This is a genomic window from Geobacter sp. DSM 9736, assembly GCF_900187405.1.
Lineage (GTDB): Bacteria > Desulfobacterota > Desulfuromonadia > Geobacterales > Geobacteraceae > DSM-9736.
The window spans coordinates 3,063,518-3,085,083 of sequence record NZ_LT896716.1 but is presented as its reverse complement, the minus strand read 5'-3'; the positions used below and the strand labels follow the sequence as shown (position 1 = coordinate 3,085,083).

Here is a 21,566-nt window from a genome sequence, read left to right as displayed (position 1 = left end):
CATCACCCCCTACTCCCATGCGATCAGATGAAGCAACAGCACAATAACCGCGTCCGATCAAATCGGAGGTGATTACAACGTAAATCTGCTACTGTGCCATATGCTTCGCAAAGCTTGAAAAACAGGAACAGTCCTCGATGAAATCTCTCTCCCGGAACACCAGGAAACTGTACGCCTTCTCCTTCCTGCAGATGACGCTCTTCCCCATGGCGATCATCACACTTTTCTGGAAAGACCAGATCGGGCTCTCGCTTACCCAGATCCTCCTCCTGCAGAGCATTCTCTCCATCGTGATGGTGGTGATGGAGTATCCCACCGGGTATGTAAGCGACCGGGTCGGCTACCGCGTCACACTCAACATTGCGTCGGTGATGGGAATGGCCGGATGGGGCATGTATTCCTTCGCCGACTCCTTCACGGGGGTGCTCATCGCCGAGATCCTGCTCGGCATCTCCCTCGCGTTCATCAGCGGCTCCGACAGTGCGCTGTTATACGAAACGCTCAAGGCTGAAGAAAACGAGCAGGAGTATGCCCGACACCAGGGACGCATGAGCGGCTACGGTCAATTCGGCGAAGCGTTCGGCGCCATATTTGCCGGCATGCTCTATTCATGGGTTCCACTCCTCCCCTTCATCCTGCAGGTGGCCGTGTGGCTGTGCGCCCTGCTCCTGACGCGATCCATGGTGGAACCTCCCCGGCACCACGCACCTATCGTCAACCATCTTTCCGAGGCAATCCATACGGCTCGTTACGCGTTCAGCGAGAATGCTTTTCTGCGATGGAGCATCCTGCTCAATACAGTGCTCGGACTTGCATCGTTCTATCCGGTCTGGCTGATACAGCCATACATGCAGAATGCTGGCGTTCCCGTGGCATGGTTCGGCCCCATCTGGACAGGCGCCAATCTGAGTGTGGCCGTTTTCGCCGTCGTCAGTCACAGGATAACCGGCGGGCTCGGCGACCGCAGAATTCTGATCCTCTTTCTGATTCTGATCATGGCCGGATATCTGGGGCTGGGTTTCACCGTCTGGATCTGGGGGTTCCTGTTCTATTACCTGCTGACGAGCGTGAGGGGAATGCGGGGACCGATGATGCTCGCTCATTCACAGCGTGAGATCCCTTCAGGAAGACGGGCGAGCATCCTCTCGCTGCAGTCGCTCTGTTTCAGGCTCGCCTTTGCATGCACCGGACCTCTTCTCGGAAAGCTTGCCGACTCCACAGGAGTCAACAGGGCATTTCAGGCGCTACTCCTCGCCTTCTCGCTCACCCTCCCACCTCTCATGTTCCTCTTCCTTCGGAGCGTCAGATGCAAAATGGGGGAAGAGTCCTCTACGGTGTGAGACAGCAGGATCAGTCGCTTGTGGGTGGGATGGGGTTCAGATCGGGCAATACTGGAAGTGGGTCGAGTTTCATCGGATGAGGAGGGCGCCGTGATGGCTGTTTTTAGCTTCGCTGAAACTTCGTTTTCAGCAACGGGCTAGCAGAAAGTGAGCTGACCATCGGCATCGGCTTCAAACGTGGTCACTTCACATCCACACCCCGGATCGTGGGAATCGAGAGCCACTGGCAGAGGTAAGGCTTTCTCAACTTCGAGGACTTCTTTCGGCGGCTGTGCCGTCACGGCCGCCCGCGCACCCTCCTCGGCGGCCCGCTTTGCCAGCTTGTCGCACCTCTCGTTGAAGTGATGCCCGGCGTGACCGGGCACCCATTGGCAGGTGACCTGGTGCTTCCGGGAGAGAGCAGCAAGCTCCAGCCAGAGATCCTGGTTTTTCAGCGCATCCGGGGTCTCAAGTCGGCCGGTGCGGATCCATCCCTGAAGCCACTCGCTCATCCCCCGGACCAGATACTGGGAATCGCTGAAGAGGCGCACTTTCCTCGGCGCATTCAGCGCTTCCAGCCCCCTGATCGCCGCAATGAGCTCCATCCGTTGGGAGGTTGCCTCCGGCTCGAAACCGCTCAGTTCTTTCTCATGCGCTCCGTAGCGCAAAATGACGCCATAGCCGCCGGGCCCGGAATCCCTTCCCGACCCGTCGCTGTATATCTCCACCACTCCCGGCGGTGGCGGGGTGAATGCCGCCTCAAGGGGCGCGAACTCCAGCTCGCGGAGCAGGGGAATCAGCTCCGCAAGGTTCGGCGGCCGCCTCTGCAGGTCGGCAGGGGACAACCCGAGCGGGACATCATAACGGACCGTAGCGAGCGTTTTGGAAAGCCTGGCCTGCCCGGCGTGGGAACGGAGGCTTTCCCGGCGGGCTTTCCCGCTGACGAGACTTGTCCACTCCAGCACCCCTTCCAGGGAGCCGAACCGCTGGACGAGACCGGCAGCGGTCTTCTCCCCGATGCCCGGAACACCGGGAATGTTGTCTGCGGCGTCCCCCGCCAGACCCAGCACGTCCACCACCCGTTCCGGCGGGACGCCGAAACGATCCAGTACCTCCTGCGGCCCGGAGCGGATGCCTTTCATGGTATCAAGGAGGCCGATCCTGTCGGTGACGATCTGTAGCAGATCCTTGTCTCCGGTGACGACCGTGACCTCGAAACCTTCCGCGGCGCCGGCCCGTGCCAGGGTGGCAATGACATCGTCGGCTTCGAACCCGGGAGCTTCGACGGCGGTGATATTGAGGGCCTGCACTATCCTTCTGATGTACGGGACCTGGATCACCAGATCCTCGGGCATGGCGTCACGGTGGGCCTTGTAGGCAGGATAGATGTCACGGCGGAAGGTTTCTTCACGTGGAGGGTCGAAGACGACGGCCAGACGGTCGGGCTTGTTCTCCTGCAGAAGCCCCAGGAGCATCCGCGTGAAACCGAAAATGGCATTGGTGGGCATCCCGCCGGAGGTGGCACCGTCACGGATCCCGTAATAGGCGCGGTAGATGTAGCTGGAGCCATCCAGCAGATAGAGTGTCGGGGCCTGGGGAGTCCTCAAGGGCGCTTCTTCCCTTGGGGCTTCGGCGTTTTCTCCGCTGTCTTGAACTCCGGCTCATACCCTACCACAAACGGGATGGTGGTCGTGTTCCTCATACTCAGGAAGTGCGAGTTGTTCTTGTCGTACGGGCAGGCAGGCTGGCTGCACGGTTCGAAGCCGAACCTCCCGTAATATCCGGGCTCCCCCAACACGAACAGCGCCCGGGTTTTTATGGGCTCCTGCCGCAGGGCGAATCTGAGCAGTTCCGAACCGACCCCTTTCCCCTGGAAGTCGGGTGCCACGGCCATGGGCGCAAGGTGCAATCCGCAGACATCACGACCATGGTAGGCGTTGGAAAAAGCTATGTAGGCGATGACCCTGTTGGTATGCAGGCAGACCCACTCGTGCACGGGTCTTCCGTTTGCATGGAATTGCCGCACCAGCTCGGCTTCGTACTCGCTGCCGGGAAAGGCGCTGCGCAGGAGCGCGTCGATCTTCGGGTGATGCTCTTCGGTCACCTTCTGTATTTTCATATGTAATCCCTGAAAATCTGTCGGTCGTGCAGAAGTGGACCGTTCAACTATGCCTGCCGCCAAGGCGTCTCGGAAGCAAGGCACCATAGCATGTCACGACATATCGTGCAATTCGCTACGATTTCCTGCGTCCGACAGGCTCCCGGTGCCCGCAGAAGCTATGAGGAGAAGTTTTTCCTCCCGGGACAGCGATTTTATCCCGGCTTCCCGCTTCCCGGCACTGCTCCGGGTGTGCCCGCCTTCCCGGTACACGATCCGCAGCGGCTGGCGCCCCCGGAAATACTTGGCGCCCCTTCCCGCCGCGTGCTCGCGGCAGCGTCGATCGATGTTGGTGGTGATCCCCGTATAGAGCGTGTCGTCGGAGCAGAGTATGATGTACACGTTCCATCTCATGATGCTGCAGTCTCCCCCTTGCCGAACTCCATGCTGTCCATCCGATCAGTCAAGCAGAGCCAGCGCCGCTTCGAAAGCTTCCAGGGTCTTTGCCCGTCGCAGCTCCTTGAGAGGCTTCGCCAGTTCAGGAGTATCTATGTGGGAAGTTATCTCTTTAAGCTTGGCCAGAACCTGCATCCCTCCACAAAACAAGCGGCCATATCGGACCAGCATCGCCTGCAGATAACGCCGGAGTTCCGTGCGCTGCTCCGCCAGCCCCGGCACAGCCGGCGCATTTCCGCGCAGGCGATGGAACAGCAGCGGGTCGGCAATAGCTCCACGTCCCAGCATCAACCCCGCCGCACCGGTCTCCCGCAGAACCTGCTCGCCATAGGCCGCTGTTCTGATATCCCCGTTGGCGATCACCGGCAGCCGGGTCTCCCGAACCACCCTGTCCGTGACGGTGTGATCGGCGCAACCGGTGTATTTCTGTACAACGGTGCGGGGGTGAAGGACGAGAAAATCGACCCCGGCCGCCTCGAACAACGGCAGCAGTTCTAACACCAGTTCAGGATCATCATATCCGGCTCGCAGCTTGACGGAAAACGTCCCTCGCACCGCGTCCCGCAGCGGGCAGATTATCCCGGCTAGCTCTTCCGGCTTGCGGAGCATGCCGCCCCCGGTGAGGCCGGTGGTCATCCGGCCATAGGGGCACCCCATATTGAGGTTGATATGCGCAGCGCCCGCCCCCTGGACCTCCCGGGCTGCCGACACCAGCGGTTCCCGGCCGTGCCCGACCAGTTGGACCACCAGTGGCACTCCTTCCTCAGCAGCTGCAATCCCACGCAGATCCACCACCGAGAGGCGCTTCACCTCCGCCGCCGCATTTACCCGCATGAATTCGGTAAAGACGACGTCGGGGCGGACCTGCTCGATGAAATGAGCCCGCAGGGCGCGGTTGGTCAGCCCCTGCATAGGCGCCAGCATCAGCGGCGTTGAGCCGGTGGGCCAGGGGAGGCTTGAAGGTTGGTTAGGTATATTCGGGCATTTCATCCAGTTCGGTCTTCCCAAGCCAGTAACAGGCCAGTGGCGCTGGTATCTTGGCTATACTGATCGCCACTTGCCCGTTTCCGGTTTCCACATTTTTCCCCGGAGAAAGGAGGGAAAAATCCTGCATCTCCTTGGTGATCACATAGCCGTGGGGAGCCTTGCGTGCTTCGCAAAATTCCGTAAGACCCTTCAATTCCCCCGCACCAGTACTTTGTGAGCGGTATTTCACCTCGAACGGCGTCAGTCGCCCCTCGACCTCGGCGACAATGTCAACCTCCCGCTCATTCCTGCCGCGCCAGTAGGAAAAGCCCACACTGCGTGAATAATAGCGGGCAAAGATGTGCTTGAAAAAAGCCGTCTCCACCGCTACGCCCAAGGCAAGAGGGTCTTCCAGAAGTGAAGTTCCCTTGAGCAGCACCGATGGAGAGATGGCAGCATCAGCCAGATAGACCTTGTAACGGGCGCGCAGAATCTCCTTGCCGTAACCGAAAGGGGGAAGTTTGTAGATTAAATGGGTCGACTCCAGCAGATTGATGAAGTTATTCACCGTCGGCTTCTTCAGCTCCAGATCGCCACACAGCACCTGCATATCCAACAACCCGCCGCCGTGCAGACAGAGGTAAAGAAAGACCTGTTCAAGCTCAAGCACATGGCGCACACCGAAGAGCGCCGTCATGTCCCGCTTCAGCACCTTGTCCACGATATCTTCGCGCAACAGCTTCTGCGCTGCGGTTATGCTCCCCATCAGTGCGCTTTGCGGGAAACCGCCCCGCAGGAGGTATTCATGAAAATGAGCCACCAGCGGCGCTGCATCCGCTGCCACGGCGGCAAACTCTGCCGGTTTCCATTCAAAAAGCCGGGCGAGTGAATTGATTTCCGGCAGCGGTGGCACGTTTATCTGTTTGAGTTGCAGATATTCAAAGAACGACAGGGTCGAAAGCCGCAGGGTGTGCCAGCGCCCGACGCCGGACTCCTGCCCCTCCGTCACCAGCGGAGTGGCCGAGCCGGTTACGGCGATGCGACGCTTCTTCTCGAAATCCACCTGCAGCTTCAGCCAGGTCTGCCAGTCGCGGACGCTCTGGATTTCATCGAGAAAGAGGTATTCGATGCCGTCGCTCTCCGGTTCGAATTCCCGCCACAGCTTGAGCAGTCCGTCAAGTCCCAGCAGTTTCAGCAGCGGATGATCAAAGGTTGCGTAAAGAATTTTGTTGGGAGGGACTCCGCTGTCGATCAGCTCCTGGATTACCTGGAGAAAGAGAGTTGTCTTCCCGACCTGGCGCGCGCCGTAAAGGAGCAGCGCCCGTGGCGCGGGGGGAGACTGCATCCAGGTAAGGATGTCGTGAAAGGCCCGCCGTCGCCAGCTTGGCAGATCGGCTGATGGGGCACCGCGCCACCAGGGGTTGTATTGACGGAGTACGGTGATGAGTTCGGAGGATGTTGCAATCACGGAATCGCCTTAAAATATCATTTTTAGTAAAATATACATTACTTAAATGTGTTTTTTAAGTGAAAAGTTGGTGGCAAGTGATTTTTCACATTTCAAGCTTCGTAATCACTGCCAGTTTTTGAGAGGCTTTGTAGCTATCCCCAATGTCTCATGTCGGGGGCTGACCCTGCATGGTGCCTTTTCATGTCGGGGCTGACCCTAGCCTTGAAGCGGCATTGGATTCGGGAGATTGGTTTAGGTGGGCACTGAAGCCTATATTCCGCGCCGGAGGATGGGTGTCTCTGGGATGGTTAGCTTGGTCCGAAGCCCCGCCATACGTCGAATGTTAGCGTAAAGTTCTGGCGTTATCTTTTCGTAACGTCTACGGTAACGAAAATTTTCCTCTCCTCTCGTCCCATGTCGGAAGGCACCTACTCGTCGCTGTTCGGTAGGGAGGAATTTCGAATTACGTATGCTTTCCCCCAGTTGCGGTGCCACCAGAGCATTACTGTTGTTTTAACTACAAAAACAAGGCTCTAAGGCCAGAGGATGGGTATTTCTGGGAATATCTCGTTGGCTCCTCAAGGGGTTAGCTTGGTCCGACCCCGTTATACACGACTATGCCTATGCCAGAAGCAGCCATGTACGAAAATCTCTGCCTTATACTTAGGTAGCACGATGTCTGGTCAGCCAGGAAGGTCTTTCCTATGTAAGCGGTAGCCCATCCGTGGAGGCAAGGGGACGCTCTTATCTTATTTTGCGTGGAGGCAAGTGGAGGCAAGGGGACGCTCTTATCTTATTTTGCAACAGCGGTTGATACAGCTTATTAACTCAAGAAGACAGTGGGGGGCTGCCTTTGACACGGGACAATCCGCTCGGCACATCAACCTGGAGATCGACCTCCATCACCCCCTGAAGCCGTGCAATTCCCTTCCCTCAATCAACCCGCCACTCAACACTCATCGGCTCACTCCCCTTATGCCCCGCATAGGTAACTTCACCATGATAAGTAAATGGCGCAGCCTTATTCCCAGCCAGCTTCCCGTCGCGGACAAACAGATGCACGGCAATCCCCATCTTCTTATGGTCAATCAACTCGCGCCCCCGCTTGCTTTCCGGACTGGTGCTGTTCTGGCTTTGCCAATGGAACGTCTGTTCATCGATCCAATAATCGTGATAGCGATGCTCTTCCGCCTTTCCCTGTTTGTTGAGAGTTACCAGCAGCACATGAATCGGCCGATCTTTTAGTACAACATGGCCAACATTCCAGTTGCCGGGGTTGTATTCCTCACCGAAGAGCGCCGGGATGTCTTCCCGGATAAAGGACCGGCCAATTGCCAGATCAAGCGGATCAAGAATCTCCTTCAACCGGGCGAAGGTGCGCATTTCTTCATTCGCTTCCAGTTCTTCATAGTCCGGATTGGTCGCCTTGAGAACATAGCGCCCTGCACTCGGTTTGGTCACCATACGCAAAAGGTATTGATTGTCTCCTCCGGCATCCTGCCTCTCGATTGCCATGATCAGACCCGTGATCGAACCGGCGCTTCCCGGCGTGATCCGTTCCAGCAGTAGATAATCGCCGTCATGAATCGGATTCTTGCCACCATTCATCGAGTTGCCCGATGCCCGTGCGATGAAGTGCCGTGCCGGATCGAGCTTGCCATGACCAGCCCCGAGGCTGCGATACTCCTCTGCGTCGGCATTGCCCGACTTGAAATGCCCGCAGGCAATTTGGATGTTCGGGAAATAAGGAACTTCGACTCTGTCAACCGGTCGCTTCAGCGGCACGACATTCCCCGGTAATGCAGGAGCGCTTCTGGCTTCGTACGAAGCAAACCGGAAATCGACCAACTCCTGCAGAAGTGCCGTCAATGTCTCCAGTTCATCGGCGGCGACCTTGAATCGGGGCGTGAACCTGCCGTCTACAACATGAAAGAAAGAGTCGGTGGTCCCGGGGCGATTACCGCCAATCCAGGCATTGACCGGGTTGCTGTCCCAATACTGCCGCCAGTCGGCAGGTTTCACCTGATCGATATTTTGCAGATCCTGCCTGATATCCTGAATAAGCCGGCGTCGTCGCTGGAAAATGGCTAACGATTGTGCAGCCAGAACATCCAGAGCAGGGGCTGTTATCAGGCCGTCATGCTCCAGTAGCGCTTCGAGCAGCACCATCTTGAAGGATTTGGTCATCGGGGTGATTTCGACTTCGCGGAATAGCTTGCCATGCCGCTCTGCGCAAGCTATCTCATCGGCCCCGAGATCACCCATGGCATCAACAAACGAAAACCAGTTGCCGTACTGCTGCCCTACCCGACTGACCAGGGCGCCGCTGCGGTAGAACTCCGATAGGGTCGGCCTACGTCCCAGGGATTCACGCAGCGCCTCGTATTCCTTTTGTGCGCCGCCGCTGTCCAGTTGTTTGAGAAAGTCGATCAGCTCCAGATCATAGTTGGCGAAACACCCTTCCGGCAAAGTCAGACGCTGCTGTTCAACCTGCCGGGCAAACTGGGCCAGCGCCTTGTAATTAGCCGCAACCTTGAACAGTGCCTGCGGCTTGTGGAGAAAACTCTGGTGATTGCCGATAAAGTCGAGGATCACCAGATGATCTTTATCGGGTGCAGTGCGCAGGCCACGACCTATCTGCTGCAGGAACAGGATTTTCGATTCAGTCGGCCTCAGCAGCATCACCGTATCGATCCCCGGCAGGTCCACCCCTTCATTGAACAGATCAACGGAAAAGATCACCTGCAAACGCCCGTCGGTGAGCTGTTCCAGCGCTTCACTGCGCGCCATGGCCGAACCGGCGTAAACCGCTTCGGCCTTTACCCCCAATTGCCGAAACCGCTCCGCCATGAACTGTGCGTGACGAATCGAGACACAAAATGCAAGGGTGCGCTCCTGTGAGAGCTCTTGCCATTTCCTGTGGGCATGTCGGGCACGGGCCAGGGTCGCCAGTTTATTGGAAAGCTGCTCCGGATCGAACTTGCCGCTGCGCCACGGGATTTCGCGGTAATCGACCTCTTCGTCGAAAATCCCGTAGTAATGAAACGGGACCAGCAGACCACTGGTGACACCGACAAAGAGATCCTTGCTGAAAACCAGATTGTCGTCGCACAGGGAAAGGATATCCGATTGATCGGAACGTTCGGGAGTTGCCGTCAAGCCGAGCAGGAAACGGGGCTCGAAGTGACTGAGCAAGCGCCGGTACGTAGCAGCTGCCGCGTGATGGAATTCATCCACGACGACATAATCGAAATGGCGGGAAGGAAATCGGATGAGGTGTTCGAGCTTGCCCAGGGTCTGTACCGAGGCACAGAGGATATCTACTTCTTCATCCTTCGCCTGGCCGGTGTAGAAGCCGACTCGCGCGTGGGGTCGAATCCGAAGGAAGGTGTTTTCCGCCTGGAACAGTATCTCTTCGCGATGGGCGACAAACAGTACCCTCCTCGCTTGCATGAAATGACTGTCGAATGCCGCGAGCCAGGTCTTACCGAGGCCTGTCGCCATGACCACGAGGCCGCGCCGAAAGCCTTCCTGCCGCGTAAGGGTCAAGGCCAGCAGCGCTTCATTCTGAATGCTGGTCGGTAATGGCGGCGGCTCGCTTTCGTGGCTCCCCGGAGCGACCGACAGAGCCTGCACCCGTCGCCGCTGCTCATAGCCGTCAATCCAGTCGTGCGTGAGTGGCACCGCCCGGGGATCGGCAAACAGCTCTTCGAAACGGCTGCGGATTTCGGCAAAACCTGCATAATCGGGAGAGTCGCTCCAGTTGGGAACATCGATGCGATAATTCCACTCCAGACCGTCCTTGAGCGCCGCAGCACTGATGTTGCTGGAGCCGACAAAGGCCATGCCCGCCAAGGCGTTGCCTTCCTGGCGGACGAAAATGTACGATTTCATGTGGAAGCTGGAACCGGCGGATTCATACACCTTGACCTGCGCACCCCGTTCCTGCAGCAGCATCAGACTGCGCATGGCTTCAGGATCGGTGACATCCAGGTAATCGCTGGTGATGATGCGTAGCCTCGCGGGGGCTCTATTACTCTCAGGCGAGGGAGCGAGCGCATCTTTTAGATCGGCAAACAGCAGGCGCAGACCGGTTGCCTTGATGAACGCCACCGTCATTTCGATTTCGGTAGCCTGACGGATGCCTTCAAGGAGGGAGGGGAGGAAGGGATTTTGGCTGCCGCCGGTGATCAGACGGCTAACGTTATGGTGCTTGCGCCGGACAAGGGCATTCAGCCATACATCGCTACGACCCGGTCTGGCATCGCGGGACTGCCAGCAATCAATTTTGAACACATCCTGCAATTCATTGATGATTCGGCGTAATTCAAGTTCTGTCAAATCCGTAAAGTGCCGACCATCTTTGGTTCGCTCGCCCCTGCCTTCCTTGAAGCTGAGATAAAAAACGCCACCCGGTTTCAGTGCCCGCCACAGGCGCTTGAGGGCATCGGGCAATTCTGCCGAAGGCAGATGCAACAGACTCGCGCAGGCCCAGATCCCGTCATAAAGCCCGACCTCATCAACATCGGCAAAAGTGCGGACCAAAACCTCTTGCCCGATATGAGCGCCGGCCAGCGCTGCCAGTTCAGGCGAAGCATCGAATGCAGCCACGCGATACCCGCGCAGCTTGAATTCCCTGGCATCACGGCCGGAGCCGCAACCGGCATCCAGCACAAGACCGCCTTTCGGGACAAGCGCAAGAAACCGCTCATGGATAGCGGACATGTCAACGCCGACCGTATCGTCGAAAAAGGCAATTGCGTTGACGCTGTAATAGTCCGCAGAGCATGACATGCCGGTTTGCATTCCTCATCTAGGATTTTCAGCCGTCGAGGGGAACAAATGGGGTCGGGATTGCAAGTTGGATTAAAATGTCCCGAAATATATAACGATCCGGGAGGAGGGTCAACAAAGATTCAATGAATATTCAGGAATATAACAACTCCCTACCATGCAATAGGTGAAAGAGAAACAAGACCTTTCACGAATGAACCAATGATCCCGAGAGATCGATTCAGGGTATCAGCTAATCCATCGTTGTTGTGCCGCGAATATGTCCTACAGCGCTTTGCGGATTGTTCACACATGTCACTGTTCGTGCTTCTGCGACGCCAACCGGTCTCGTGACTGCCACATCCCGCCAAATATGCCGGCAGCGACTTCTTCGGGGAAATCACGGGGCAATCCTGACTCGACAGCCGTAATCACATCGTCCATTCGATCTAGGACTTCATCGACTATGAGCGCCATCTCCGCAGGGGATACTTTGCTCCTCCGTGCAGTCGTTAACCAGTGCCTGTAGCGGATGGAGACGTGTTCATATCGACAGTTTCTGCCACTAATGGCCATAACTGGCAGCCAATAGCCAGAAAAGTAGCAAGATATACCTTTTAAGGAATAAATGAGGAATATACCTTAAAAGGGATATTGATCCCGTTGCGGCTGATGCAGAGGAAGCCTTCCATGCCTGCTCATACTGGGGGGGGCGAGGGGTTGTTCTTGTAGCGATGGCACGAAAGGTTGCAGCTACGTCCAATACGCCGAGGTATCGTCTCACGGTAAAAATGAAAGGGGCCACGACAAATGCCGTGACCCCTTTATTTTGTGGCGGAGAGATAGGGATTCGAACCCTAGATACCCGGTGGGTATACCTGATTTCGAGTCAGGCGCCTTCGACCTCTCGGCCATCTCTCCGCAAACTGGCTTCTATAGCTGCTTCGGTTTTCTTTCGCATCCGCAGGTCTGCAAAAAAACCGCTCAGCAACGCTGCACACTCGGCTTCCCGGACGCCGGACTGCAGGAAGAATCTGTGATTGAGGCGCCGGTCGTTGGACAAGTCGTACAATGAACCGGCGGCGCCCGCTTTCGGGTCGAAGCACCCGAACACAACCCTGTCGATCCTGGCCAGAAGGATCGCCCCCATGCACATGATGCACGGTTCCAGCGTTACATAAAGCGTGGTCCCGGAAAGCCTCCAGCTTCCCATCTTCCGGGACGCCTTGCGGATAGCGACCATTTCGGCATGTGCAGAGGGATCGTTCCTGCTTTCCCGAAGGTTGAACCCCCGGCCGATGACCGCCCCATCCTTCACCACTACAGCGCCGATGGGGACTTCACCCCGGTCGCCGGCCTTAACGGCCTCACGAAGCGCAATCCCCATCCAGTACGAATCGTCCTTCATTACTTCCTGCAAAAAAAATGGCGCGCTCGGAGAGATTCGAACTCCCGACCTACGGATTCGTAGTCCGTTGCTCTATCCAGCTGAGCTACGAGCGCGTATTAACCGGCTGGAACGAAGTCCACCAGAGTAAAACCATACTTGGGATGCTGAAACGCATGTGTCGTCGGGTAGAGCGTGAACAGCCATCCTTTGAAAACGTCTTTGCCGCCTTCCAATATCTTCACCTGAGCTGCCGGGTTTTTCGGTTCATTGGATTGCGACGTCAGGGTTGTACCTTCCATCATGAAGTGCGGAAGAAAATTCACGACACTTACGGACAGATCCGAATTCGGAATCGTGAAGGATGAACCTATATTAACGGTATAGACGGATTCTTTGTTGGTCGTTTTGTCGGTAACGGCGATTTTTACGGCTTTCCACTTCCCTTTGACGCTCTCAGGAACTACAACTACCGCCTCTTTCTTCGTCACCTGCCCAGAAGGAGAAACCTTTTCCCTCTGCTCTTCCTTTCTGCTGCAACCCACTACAGCCACGACAACCACTACCGCGGCGGCAAAAACAGTAACTGCTCGTCTCACTCATCCTCCTGGAGCATCCACCGATGCCGATCCTGACAGTGTGCGGGTAGTGGCGGAGAGAGAGGGATTCGAACCCTCGATACCGGTTTCCCAGTATACTCGCTTAGCAGGCGAGCGCCTTCGACCTACTCGGCCATCTCTCCTCAACCTGCACGTCAAATTCTAAAGAACATCCTGACGCAAAACCTGAACCTTCAACATAAAGCTAGTGGCGGAGGGAGTAGGATTCGAACCCACGGAACTTTCGTTCAACGGTTTTCAAGACCGCCGCCTTAAACCACTCGGCCATCCCTCCGGAAATCAGCCGATTCTCTCCTGGCCCCCCATGTACGGCCTGAGCGCTTCTGGGATCAGCACCGAACCATCCGCCTGCTGATAGTTTTCAAGGATAGCTACCAGTGTTCGCCCGACAGCCAGTCCGGAACCGTTAAGGGTATGCACAAATTCTGGCTTCGATTTCTCGTCCGCTCTATAGCGGATACCAGCTCTGCGTGCCTGAAAATCCTCGAAGTTGCTACAGGAAGAGATCTCCCGGTAGGTGTCCTGCCCCGGCAGCCATACTTCGATGTCGTAAGTCTTTGCAGCTGAAAATCCGATGTCCCCGCTGCAAAGCTCGACAACCCTGTATGGCAACTCAAGGAGCTTCAGGACTTCTTCGGCGTCCCCTAGAAGTTTGTCCAGTTCCGCATACGACTCTGCAGGGGAAACCAGCTTCACCAGTTCGACCTTGTTGAACTGGTGCTGGCGAATAAGCCCTCGCGTATCCTTCCCGTATGAACCCGCCTCTTTACGGAAGCAGGGAGTGTACGCAGTATAGCAAAGCGGAAGATCAGCCGCCTTCAGAATCTCGTTGCGATGAATGTTGGTGACCGGTACTTCAGCCGTAGGTATCAGAAAAAAATCGACCCCCTCCAGATGGAAGAGATCATCGGCAAACTTCGGCAACTGACCGGTCCCGGTCATGCTTTCCCTGTTTACCATAAAGGGTGGAAGCATTTCAACATAATTGTGCCGCCCCGTGTGGAGGTCGAGCATGAAATTAATGAGCGCTCGCTCCAGACGAGCACCGGGCCCACGGTAGAGAGTGAAGCGTGCCCCGGTAATCTTTGCCCCCCGCTCGAAGTCGAGAATGCCCAGGCTTTCGCCTATCTCCCAGTGCGGCTTCGGGGCAAAGGAAAACTCCGGCAGCACCCCCCATTTCCGCACCTCTACATTGTCCGCTTCCGATGTCCCGATAGGTATGGCTGCATGGGGAAGATTCGGGATCGTAAGGAGAAGCATCTCAAGTTCCGCCTCAACCCCTTTCAGATCTTCATCCAATCCCTTTATCCGTTGCGAAACCTCCCGCATCTCAGCAATACGGCCCTGCGCCTGGCTCTTGTCCTTGATGCGGCTGATCTCTTCGGAGACAGAGTTGCGGAGTGCTTTCAGCGACTCGGCTTCCTGGAGAAGCCCTCGCCGGCGTGTGTCCAGCAGCTTGAACTGCTCCAGATTCACCCCTTCGCCGCGGGTCTTGAGGCGCGCTTCCACCAGTTCAAGATTATCACGGATAAACCTAGCATCAAGCATTAGCAAACCCTTTACATTTCCTTTATTAAAGCTATAGTGTTTAGCATTTATCTTCCCCGGCAGTCAACAGGAATGATCCCTGCAAGCCGGGAATCGGCCCTTGAGCTCCGGCAGTATTTTCGAGGAGGATTTCCCCACCCATGCGGCTGTCCGTATTATTGTTGTCGCTCCTGCTGTTTCAGCCTTCCATTACCACCGCATCCGAGATTGTAATAAACGCCGTCGGCGATGTCATGCTCGGCGGAAACGCAGGCTCTAAGCTTCTCCGGCAGCGGGGCTACGACTACCCCTTCGCGGCCACCGCGATGCTTCTGCGCAGCGCAGACATCACAATGGGAAACCTGGAGGCGCCGATCACCTCAGGTGGTACGGAATTCCGCAATAAGAGGTTCCGCTTCAGGTGCAACCCGAAAACGGCCACAGCACTCAGGAATGCAGGATTTTCTCTCGTCACCCTGGCCAACAATCACATTCTTGATTATGGAATCGCCGGGCTGGAACATACGCTGAGCCATCTCTCCAGGGCAGCCATATCATTCACAGGGGCTGGTGCCGACCTGAGCAGCGCCCGTCAACCGGCCCTCATCTCCGTTAAAGGCAAAACCATAGCCTTTCTGGCCTACTCCCTGACCCTCCCCGCCGAATTCTTTGCCACCCCCTTCCGCGGCGGCACTGCTCCCGGCTTCCCCGGATACATCAAGAAAGATATTGCGCGTGCGCGCTCCAAGTCCGACCACGTGGTGGTATCATTTCACTGGGGGGACGAGCTTGCAGCGCTGCCCAAGCCTACCCAGGCGGCGGCCGCCCGGGCTGCCATCGATGCGGGAGCGGTGCTGGTACTCGGGCATCACCCCCATGTGCTGCAGGGGATCGAACATTACAAGAACGGGGTGATTCTCTATAGCCTCGGAAACTTCGCTTTCGCAAGCTCGAGCGTTCGCTCGGACAGAAGCGTCATTGCGCGCATCACGCTAGACGAGGGGGTGGAGGAGGTCGAGCTTCTGCCTCTCAACGTGCTGAACAGCGAGGTGAAACTACAGCCTGCGGCGCTTTCGGGTCGCCGGGGGAAAAGAGTAATCGACCACATAGCAAAAATTTCTGCCGGGATGGGCACGGTAATCGTCAGCGACGGGGGAAGATGGCTAGCCTTACCAGAGCTCAGAACCGCTCGTGTCATAAGGTGACAGGTGCGCTGACAAGGGGAAATGCATGCATCGGCTCTTCGTGGCGGTAGACCTGCCCGATCAGGTGCGGAGGATGATCGGGGGGCTTGCAGCTGACCTGCCGGGAGCGCGGCTGGTGCCGGCAGATCAAATCCATCTGACACTTCGATTCATCGGAGAGGTGGACGGCGCCACATTTTCCCGCGTCAGAAATGTGCTGGAAAAAGTACCAGGATGCGCCTTCACTCTCTCCCTGCGGGGCTTAGGGCACTTCCCCCCCGGCAGACACCCGAGGGTCCTCTGGGTAGGCATTGATGAATGCGTGCACCTGACAATGCTTCAGAAATCGGTGGAATCCGCGCTCAGCCTTACAGACCTTCCTCCCGAGGATCGAAAATTCTCTCCTCACATCACCCTTGCCCGTTTAAAAGAGACGCCACCAGGAGCCGTCGAGCGCCTGGAGAGTCGTCATAGGGAGCTCAGCCTGCCTCCATTCCCCGTAAAGGAGTTTCACCTCTATTCCAGCATCCTTTCAGAAAAAGGAGCCGTGCACCGTCGGGAAGCCACCTACCCGCTCAGCGTGCCGGACTAGAATGTCTGCTGCTCCGCAGGTGACGGCACTGCCACCGGCTGCTTCTGCAGGCGCTTGTAATAGAAGTTCTGCCCGTAAAGAACTGCCGCCGGGTTATGGCCCGTCACCCGGTCCTTAACTACGAGGGTGGTTACCGGAGCTTGAGAGTGCTTGGTGAAGAGCATGTCATGGCCGATGCAGAGGCCGACGATGATATTCATGTCGGTACCGCACCGGTTGCAGATTTCCGCCTGCGCCACCGGGTTGCATGCCGGCTCGAACGTCCCGGGCCGGACCTTTTCCTCTTCCTTAAGCCCGATCTCCAGCTTGTCTATGCTCCCGGCCTTGCAACAGACACTCATAGGCTGCAGCCCCTGGGCCTGGAGTATCGATGCAAGCCGCTCGCTCTCGTCCAGAAGGCCTATGCAGGTGGCTATTCCGATCCTGGAGTACCCCATCAGCTTTGCAAAGGCGATGGTGTCTTCAACTCTCGTCCAGCGCGCATTCACAGCGTCGCTTCCAGGGACCGGCTGATAGCAGAGCCCCTCCACCCGCGCCGCGATTCGCGCCATCTTCGCATCGTCCTCGTCACCCTTATAAAGTTCCAGGGTCTCGCCGATCTCATCACCATACCTGGCGGATGGACAGTTTCCCGGACGGGGAGGAGCGGTTTCCGGGTTGCCGCTCCAGCAGTTCGTCATGCCCTGCTTCTGCCACACGGCGCTGCACCGTGAGCAGGACAATGGTACTTCTTCTCCAGATGTCATGCCATTTCTCCTTTGCCGGATGTCACGATCATTCCATTTCCTGAACCAGTATGTAGGGGCTCACGATCAACATACGGAACCGCTTGTCCGACGCAGCATCCCATGCCGCTATCTGTTCGGTCGAGGGTTTGGCAAGTTTGCCTGACTCTATCCATCCTCCTACGGTGGCTGCATCATCGGCTGCAACCCGTTCCCCCGCCCAAGCAAGGTCGAGATCAGCAGCCACCACAATCAGCCCTCCTCGCTCAAGATGCGCCCTCATCCACTCCCAGCGCGCCTCGTCGACCGAAGCTGCCAGTTCTTCCCGTAATGCCATACCAATCCTTTCAGGCTCCTACCCCTTGGAGTGAAGACCTATCCTGTTCCCCTCCGTATCGAGGAAGATGGCAGTAAATCCGTACTCTCCGATTGCTTTCTTGTTCTGCAGTACCCGGCCACCGGCAGTTTTCACCCGCCGGAGCGGCACATCCAGATCATCCCCGCCGTTCAGATAGAGGAGCACCCCCTCCCTGCCCGGTACGTATCCCGCTCCCTCCACGAGAGACCCCCCTATACCGTCCTTGAACGGGAGCAGCGCCCGCTGCCGCCCCATCACCTCGTGGACCGAGAGTTCGGTAGCCAGCACGGCGGCATAAAATCTTGCAGCACGCTTGATGTCGGAAACCGGGATCTCGAACCAGTTGATCGCGCTAGCCATAGCTCGTCCTCCTGCCGGGGTGAGATCGCTATCCAGGTTACAGTCTCGTATCCAGCCATGCGTCAGGCAGCGCCTGCCGCCACCCGAAACGCTCCATTACCGCGGCAAATTCGGATCCGACGGGAGCATTAAGCATTAGCCTCTCCCCGGTCACCGGATGGCGCAGCGAAAGTTCCACCGAAGCAAGAAGAAGCCGGCTGCAGCCGAACTCACACCGGAAAAGGCGGTTGTGTCGACCTTCGCCATAGTTTGTATCACCGATAATGGGATGAAGTATGTGCTTGAGATGGCGCCGCAACTGATGGCGGCGACCTGTCATGGGACGCATTTCTGCCAGCGAGTACCGGCTGGTCGGATAGCGACCGACCCCAATCGGCAGTTCGGTCGTGGCGATCCTGCGATACAAGCTGACGGCCTCGCGGAGCGGAGAAAGTTTTGCGACTGCAGAGGAAGCGGGATCGTCTCGCAGCGGATAATCCACGACCCCCTCCTCGGGAATAAAACCCCTGACAACGGCCAGGTACCGTTTCACAACTTCCATCCCGGTGAACTGCGCGGCCACAGCCCCCGCCGTCTCCGGGGAAAGGGCAAAGAGAAGCACGCCGGATGTGGGTCGATCCAGACGATGTACCGGGTAAACCCTCTTCCCGATCCGGTCGCGCACCTGCTGGAGAATTGATGTTGTTGCCTGCCGGTCGAGGCTGGTCCTGTGGACGAGCATACCCGGGGGCTTGTTGACAGCTATCAGATGATCGTCGTGATATATGACGTCCACACGCCCCCTCGATACCTTGAACAACGGCGTATTACCAGTTGCCGATGCGCGAGAAGATACCCGATTTGCCGCCCCTGAGCAAGCAAATCAAAGATCGATTTCTCATGTATGAAAGTAGTTTACCTGGGAGAAGAAGACAGGGCAAACTGCGGGAACTGGAAAAAAAGGGCACCGTAAAAGAACTTGATGCGGAGTCGCCCGCATCACGCCATGATGGTAGGACGAATCTGTTTTGGGAACTGGAGCTCCGGTTCGAGCAGCTGGATGAGCTCGACAATCAACCTGTAGGTGAGCCCCCAGAGAGGCGGCTTACCGGTCTGCGGCAAGCGGATGGAAGGGCGTGGCAGGCTTTCACCTTGAAACGTTATGGAAACGCTGCCATGGCGGGCAGGATCGAGAAGATCGGTCAGAGCGACCCAGAATGCATCCGTTACCTCGTCTCCCGGATCAAGTTCTGTGACTTCTTCGAGCAGATAAACGTAGCAGCCCACCCGGACCGGCAACGTCGCCCCGGCTATTTCCCCCAGAAAACCCAGGTAAGTCGCTGGTCCGAGATCGAGTCCAAGCTCCTCGACAGCTTCCCGTTCGGCTGCAGCTCTACCGTCCGGGTCGGATGGCTCCACCTTTCCACCAGGCAGGCCTATATCCCCGGACCAGGGATCTCCGGTGCGGAGTGCCCGCTCTATGAACAGGACTTCAGGACCCCGCTCCGTGCAACGCAGGACGAGAGCAACCGCGGCACGCACCCGATCATCTACCGGAAGAACCGCCGGGGCATGGGCTGCCAGCCGGGTTTTTATCTTATCAATGCTCAGCATGTAAGGGAAGGACTTAGCTCCAGTAAGTATCTCTGTCAGAGCAGCCCCTGCACTGCCGATATGACCGTGTCGTAATCGGGCTCTTCGGTGACTTCGGGAACGTGCTGGACGAACCGGATAATGTTTTCGGTATCGATTACGAACAGAGAGCGGGAGAGAAGCTTCAGTTCCTTGATCAAGACTCCGTAGGATTCTGCGAAGGAGCGGTCCTGATAGTCGGAAAGAGTGATGACCCGGTCGATCCCCGCTGCGCCGCACCAGCGCTTCTGGGCAAACGGAAGATCGAGGCTTATGGTCAGCACCACTACATTTTCAGGCAGGCGGGCGGCATCCTCGTTGAAGCGCCTCGTTTCCCGATCGCAGACAGGGGTATCGAGAGACGGGACTGAGCTGATGACCTTGATCTTTCCTTCATAGGTGCGCAGCGTCACCGGGGCCAGAGAATTGTCCACGACCCTGAAATCGGGTGCTGGATTTCCAGGTCTCAAATCCGGGCCGAGAAGCGTCATCGGGTTTCCCTTGAAAGTGATGATTCCTCTACGCTCCTGCATAATTCCTCCTCGTCATATCCTGAGATCAGAATAGTTTACACCTGCACAGTTCAAAGGCAACTCCTACTGCTGAAGCGAATGCCACGTATCGCCTTCAAGAAAACTTCCCGGAACGTTGGACTCCATCTCCCGGAACCGGCGGAACGGCATAGTGAAGGTCGTAATCTCTTTTCCCGCCTGGCTCCGCAGGTACTTCCGCGCTGAAAGATCGGTCTGCCCCACGATACACCGTGGATGTTCAGAGGAAGCTTCCCGGAAAGCAAGAAGAGCTACGGCCTGGCATCCGGCCACGAATGGGATCGCCACGTTCTCCAACCCCGGACGGTCGTAGTTGGCAAGGACAACAAGGGCAGCCAACTGATCCGGGTCAACAAGCACCGACACCGCAACCGGCTCCACACCTTCCGCCACCTGTGTCAAGGGACGGAAAGCCACATATCGGGTGGGTATTTCCATGGGAGGAAGGGCCTCCAGGTAACGGCGGACCGTCTCCGGGTCCTTTTTGTAGCGCTCGCCGTGAAGGAAGTGATCGACAAACTCCCCCCGTGCCCCTCCGGCTCGCATTCCCTCCGCAATCCGCTCGCCTGGCTCCCAGCCGGCGTTGCCGCTGGAAAGGAACCGGGAGAAGCCTTCTAGCCCGCCGGGGAATTGCTCGTAGGTGTTGCCGAAGCCAAGTCCGTACCCGCCGCCGACGCAACCGAAGCTGTCCCTGTCGAATACTGCGGATTTCGCCTTGGTCGCCGCCGCACCGAGCATCGCCATGACACATCCCCAACTGCCGGGGGAGAATTGAGCGGCTCCTTCAGGTTTTTCGTCGGTCCACAAGATCGCCACGGGATAAGACTTAAGATTGATAGCTTTTGCAATTGCACTTTCCATGGCGCCTCCTATTCGAACTGGGACTTGAATTCCTCCACCAGCCTCCGAAGCTCGGCCACTTCGTTCCGCAGCAACGACACCTCCTCCTCAAGCTTTGCCATCCGCTCGGACTCCCCACCTCTACCGACAGCCCCCGCAGTACGTCCATCTACTTCCTCCAAAGGCACCACCGGTTCACCTGAAAGAAGATGCGCGTACCGCTGCTCCTTTCTCCCCGGCTGGCGAGGCAGAAGCTTAACGAGGGGAGGGTCGATGTCCATCAGTTCCTTGAGCACCGCTTCTATTGCTCCCATGTCGGGAAAACGGGACATGCGGTCCGCACGGTTTCGGAGCTCTCCCATGGTCTGAGGACCTCTCAACAGAAGTTCGGCAAGGACGGCCAGTTCGGGCTCGTCCAGGCGCAGACGCTCCGCCAGCGAGTGGCAATATTTGGGCACTCTGCCACCTACTCCCGAAAGCCGGGCCATTCCCTTGAAGCGCAGCTTGTCGAGTGCGGCGACCACCTCCCCCTCCTCGATGTTCATGACGGGGTCGCGGTTCGACTTCTGATTGCATGCGGTGGTTAGAGAATTGAGGGTGAGGGGGTAGTACTCGGGTGTCGTAAGCTCCTTCTCGATTAGACAGCCGAGAATCCGTACTTCTATGTCGTTGAGGACCGGGTACATGCGCTCCATCCTTTCATTTGCGGAAGAGCAAGTATAACAGCACCCTCAGACGTTTGCATGAAT

General features: G+C 57.2%; 21 protein-coding genes, 4 tRNA genes and 1 pseudogene. 3 read left to right on the top strand and 23 right to left on the bottom strand.

All coding sequences use genetic code 11. The features are described from left to right. Positions 1-137 precede the first annotated feature (137 nt). Positions 138-1,340, top strand: coding sequence for an MFS transporter (locus CFB04_RS14030; RefSeq protein WP_088535855.1), 1,203 nt, complete (start codon positions 138-140; stop codon positions 1,338-1,340). A 137-nt stretch (positions 1,341-1,477) separates the two neighbouring features. Here CFB04_RS14030 and CFB04_RS18550 read toward each other — a convergent pair whose 3' ends face one another. The 15 genes and pseudogenes from CFB04_RS18550 to serS form a co-directional block, all read right to left on the bottom strand. Then, entirely contained in the window at positions 1,478-2,926 is a 1,449-nt protein-coding gene (locus tag CFB04_RS18550; protein WP_088535853.1) for an RNase H family protein, read from the bottom strand. Further along, complete coding sequence (locus CFB04_RS14020; RefSeq protein ID WP_088535851.1) at positions 2,923-3,438, bottom strand: GNAT family N-acetyltransferase; 516 nt, start codon at positions 3,436-3,438, stop codon at positions 2,923-2,925. The genes CFB04_RS18550 and CFB04_RS14020 overlap by 4 nt, the downstream gene beginning before the upstream one ends. Positions 3,439-3,531: 93 nt before the next feature. Beyond that, positions 3,532-3,831 carry a GIY-YIG nuclease family protein gene (locus CFB04_RS14015; RefSeq protein WP_088535849.1) on the bottom strand — a complete coding sequence of 100 codons (300 nt, stop codon included), beginning with the start codon at positions 3,829-3,831 and terminating at the stop codon, positions 3,532-3,534. A gap of 45 nt (positions 3,832-3,876) precedes the next feature. Next, entirely contained in the window at positions 3,877-4,863 is a 987-nt protein-coding gene (locus CFB04_RS14010) for a tRNA-dihydrouridine synthase (protein WP_231934193.1), read from the bottom strand. Then, positions 4,841-6,307 carry an ATP-binding protein gene (locus tag CFB04_RS14005; RefSeq protein ID WP_088535846.1) on the bottom strand — a complete coding sequence of 489 codons (1,467 nt, stop codon included), beginning with the start codon at positions 6,305-6,307 and terminating at the stop codon, positions 4,841-4,843. Before CFB04_RS14005 ends, CFB04_RS14010 begins: the two co-directional genes overlap by 23 nt. Before the next feature lie 599 nt (positions 6,308-6,906). Next, positions 6,907-7,011: pseudogene (locus tag CFB04_RS18545) on the bottom strand (very short patch repair endonuclease); the annotation flags it as partial. Between the two features lie 211 nt (positions 7,012-7,222). Beyond that, entirely contained in the window at positions 7,223-11,095 is a 3,873-nt protein-coding gene (locus CFB04_RS13995; protein WP_197692518.1) for a DUF3427 domain-containing protein, read from the bottom strand. A 282-nt stretch (positions 11,096-11,377) separates the two neighbouring features. Further along, on the bottom strand, positions 11,378-11,638 hold the full coding sequence (locus CFB04_RS17940; protein ID WP_157698799.1) for a hypothetical protein: 261 nt from the start codon (positions 11,636-11,638) through the stop codon (positions 11,378-11,380). Between the two features lie 256 nt (positions 11,639-11,894). Next, positions 11,895-11,983, bottom strand: a tRNA-Ser gene (locus CFB04_RS13990). Further along, a complete protein-coding gene (gene tadA, locus CFB04_RS13985) occupies positions 11,952-12,470 on the bottom strand; it encodes a tRNA adenosine(34) deaminase TadA (protein WP_088535843.1) in 519 nt (172 codons plus the stop codon). Before tadA ends, CFB04_RS13990 begins: the two co-directional genes overlap by 32 nt. A gap of 18 nt (positions 12,471-12,488) precedes the next feature. Then, positions 12,489-12,565, bottom strand: a tRNA-Arg gene (locus CFB04_RS13980). 3 nt (positions 12,566-12,568) lie between these two features. Then, positions 12,569-13,048, bottom strand: a complete 480-nt coding sequence (locus CFB04_RS13975) for a DUF2155 domain-containing protein (RefSeq protein ID WP_088535842.1) — start codon at positions 13,046-13,048, stop codon at positions 12,569-12,571. A gap of 50 nt (positions 13,049-13,098) precedes the next feature. Continuing rightward, positions 13,099-13,191 (bottom strand) — tRNA-Ser (locus tag CFB04_RS13970). 66 nt (positions 13,192-13,257) lie between these two features. After that, positions 13,258-13,343: transfer RNA gene (locus CFB04_RS13965), tRNA-Ser, on the bottom strand. 5 nt (positions 13,344-13,348) lie between these two features. Then, positions 13,349-14,617 carry a serine--tRNA ligase gene (gene serS, locus CFB04_RS13960; protein WP_088535840.1) on the bottom strand — a complete coding sequence of 423 codons (1,269 nt, stop codon included), beginning with the start codon at positions 14,615-14,617 and terminating at the stop codon, positions 13,349-13,351. 140 nt (positions 14,618-14,757) lie between these two features. On the opposite strand from serS, the gene CFB04_RS13955 reads away from it, so the two are divergent. Together CFB04_RS13955 and thpR are read left to right on the top strand one after the other, a co-directional pair. Beyond that, on the top strand, positions 14,758-15,801 hold the full coding sequence (locus tag CFB04_RS13955) for a CapA family protein (protein WP_088535838.1): 1,044 nt from the start codon (positions 14,758-14,760) through the stop codon (positions 15,799-15,801). A 25-nt stretch (positions 15,802-15,826) separates the two neighbouring features. Beyond that, a complete protein-coding gene (gene thpR / locus CFB04_RS13950) occupies positions 15,827-16,372 on the top strand; it encodes an RNA 2',3'-cyclic phosphodiesterase (protein WP_088535836.1) in 546 nt (181 codons plus the stop codon). Here the strand turns inward: thpR and CFB04_RS13945 are convergent. The 8 genes from CFB04_RS13945 to CFB04_RS13910 all read right to left on the bottom strand — a co-directional run bounded on the left by CFB04_RS13945 (position 16,369) and on the right by CFB04_RS13910 (position 21,503). Then, positions 16,369-17,118, bottom strand: coding sequence for a DUF1847 domain-containing protein (locus tag CFB04_RS13945; RefSeq protein ID WP_088535834.1), 750 nt, complete (start codon positions 17,116-17,118; stop codon positions 16,369-16,371). The two genes, thpR and CFB04_RS13945, sit on opposite strands and share 4 nt — an antisense overlap. Positions 17,119-17,146: 28 nt before the next feature. Continuing rightward, on the bottom strand, positions 17,147-17,434 hold the full coding sequence (locus CFB04_RS13940; RefSeq protein ID WP_088535832.1) for a DUF2288 domain-containing protein: 288 nt from the start codon (positions 17,432-17,434) through the stop codon (positions 17,147-17,149). 18 nt (positions 17,435-17,452) lie between these two features. Continuing rightward, on the bottom strand, positions 17,453-17,815 hold the full coding sequence (locus CFB04_RS13935; RefSeq protein WP_088535831.1) for a VOC family protein: 363 nt from the start codon (positions 17,813-17,815) through the stop codon (positions 17,453-17,455). A 37-nt stretch (positions 17,816-17,852) separates the two neighbouring features. Next, complete coding sequence (locus tag CFB04_RS13930) at positions 17,853-18,590, bottom strand: pseudouridine synthase (RefSeq protein ID WP_088535830.1); 738 nt, start codon at positions 18,588-18,590, stop codon at positions 17,853-17,855. A 203-nt stretch (positions 18,591-18,793) separates the two neighbouring features. Continuing rightward, positions 18,794-19,408, bottom strand: coding sequence for a CoA pyrophosphatase (locus tag CFB04_RS13925; protein ID WP_088535829.1), 615 nt, complete (start codon positions 19,406-19,408; stop codon positions 18,794-18,796). Positions 19,409-19,443: 35 nt separating this feature from the next. After that, positions 19,444-19,959 (bottom strand): thiol peroxidase, encoded by a 516-nt coding sequence (gene tpx / locus CFB04_RS13920; RefSeq protein WP_088535828.1) that lies wholly within the window; start codon positions 19,957-19,959, stop codon positions 19,444-19,446. Between the two features lie 63 nt (positions 19,960-20,022). Continuing rightward, complete coding sequence (locus CFB04_RS13915) at positions 20,023-20,838, bottom strand: DUF169 domain-containing protein (RefSeq protein ID WP_088535827.1); 816 nt, start codon at positions 20,836-20,838, stop codon at positions 20,023-20,025. Between the two features lie 8 nt (positions 20,839-20,846). Then, complete coding sequence (locus tag CFB04_RS13910; protein WP_088535826.1) at positions 20,847-21,503, bottom strand: YceH family protein; 657 nt, start codon at positions 21,501-21,503, stop codon at positions 20,847-20,849. Positions 21,504-21,566: the final 63 nt, after the last annotated feature.